We start from the raw sequence: 1,383 nt of genomic DNA on the forward strand, positions 1-1,383 counted from the left end.
GTGCATCTTGTGGGTCGAGTCGATGGACTAATTGTTTTTCTTTCAATAGTTTTCGTGTGATTGAATTGACCTGCTTAACCCACCAGTCGTCAAAGCGAGAGAGTGGTACTGCTAGTGCTATTGAAGTGGTAGCGGTGACAATAAATACGATAATTAAGCTTTGTGTGTTGCTGATTCCATGATTTGCAAGTTTGATATATACGTAGCTTGATAGCGAGCAGATCACAAGGGTGTGGACAAGATAGAGTGGAAAACTGATTTTTCCAATGCCTCTTAAAAATTTTCCGTTCAGGTTTTTAAACACTTTTTGATTGCTCATGGTTGCGAATATTATGCAGGCAGAACCAAGTGTGTGGAGCAAGGTTTGGGTGTGAGCTTTCATAATATCTGGGATGACTGAAGCCCAAGCGTATGATTTTTCCGGGATCATGTATCCGAGCAAGTATAGCCCRAAAATAATTAATGCTATGGAAGCGAGGAAGGGGATTTCATTTTTGTTTTTGGTCAGATAAACAGAAAGAAATGTACCGGCAACAAAGGGGAATATGAAGTCGTTATAGAACAGTGCTGATATTGAAATGATTATGAAGGCATAAGTAAGGTAGCGGTATTCGAGTATTACTGAAATAAAGCATGCAAGCATAAAGACAATCATGCTGCCGTAAAATTCGGGTTTCATAGTCCAAAGGTTTGTATTGTAGCTAGCTACTCCTGTGAAAAAAGTTGTCATTCCTTGTGTTAGAGCTCCCCAGAAGCTCGGTTCAAACCCTGGCGTCCATCCGTAAGCAAATGTCGCAAGCCATGGGCTCAAGCTAAGTTGTGAAGCGTCGTGGAAATAGTAAAAACCAAGCTTGAATAAGCAGTAGCTTGCGACAGTGGTAATCGTTACTGTGGCGGCCAGTCTAGGAAATCTTTTAAGAAATGCCAGAAGCAGTTTTTGTGGGTTTTCATGATTAAAATAGGACCAGCATAAAACAAACCCGGAAAGGGTGAAGAAAAAACCGACAGCTGCTGTGCCGTTAAAAAGAGCAAAATATGGCTGCCCTATTAAACTGTCTTTGTTTCGTGCGTCCCCTAATAATCCAGTTGTATATGGGGAAAACCCTAAAAAAAAATGGTGAACAAGCACAATAAATGCAGCTATTCCCCTATAGGCTTCAAGAGGGAATAGTCTATTGTTTCCGGATTCCAATTTTGCTGACATGTCAGGCCTTGAATATTTATAGTTTGATCTATAAGCGAGGGATGATAGGCATGTTTATTTGTTTTGGCTAGCCTTGGCCCATAGCTGTGGGGGAAGTTGCCCAGCGGTGGCGTCGTCTCTCTCCGCGCTGGGGGGGATTTTCACACGGTCGCCGAATTTGTTGGCGAGCACGTCAGCGC

General features: G+C 42.5%; 1 protein-coding gene. It reads right to left on the reverse strand.

Features of this window, described 5'->3' with window-relative positions:
- On the reverse strand, window positions 1–1,204 hold a 1,204-nt coding region (locus tag AC1DLB_RS30060), incomplete at its 3' end, for an acyltransferase family protein (RefSeq protein WP_477786289.1).
- Window positions 1,205–1,383: the final 179 nt, after the last annotated feature.

The sequence above is a fragment of the Pseudomonas sp. 05N434 genome (genome assembly GCF_056396965.1).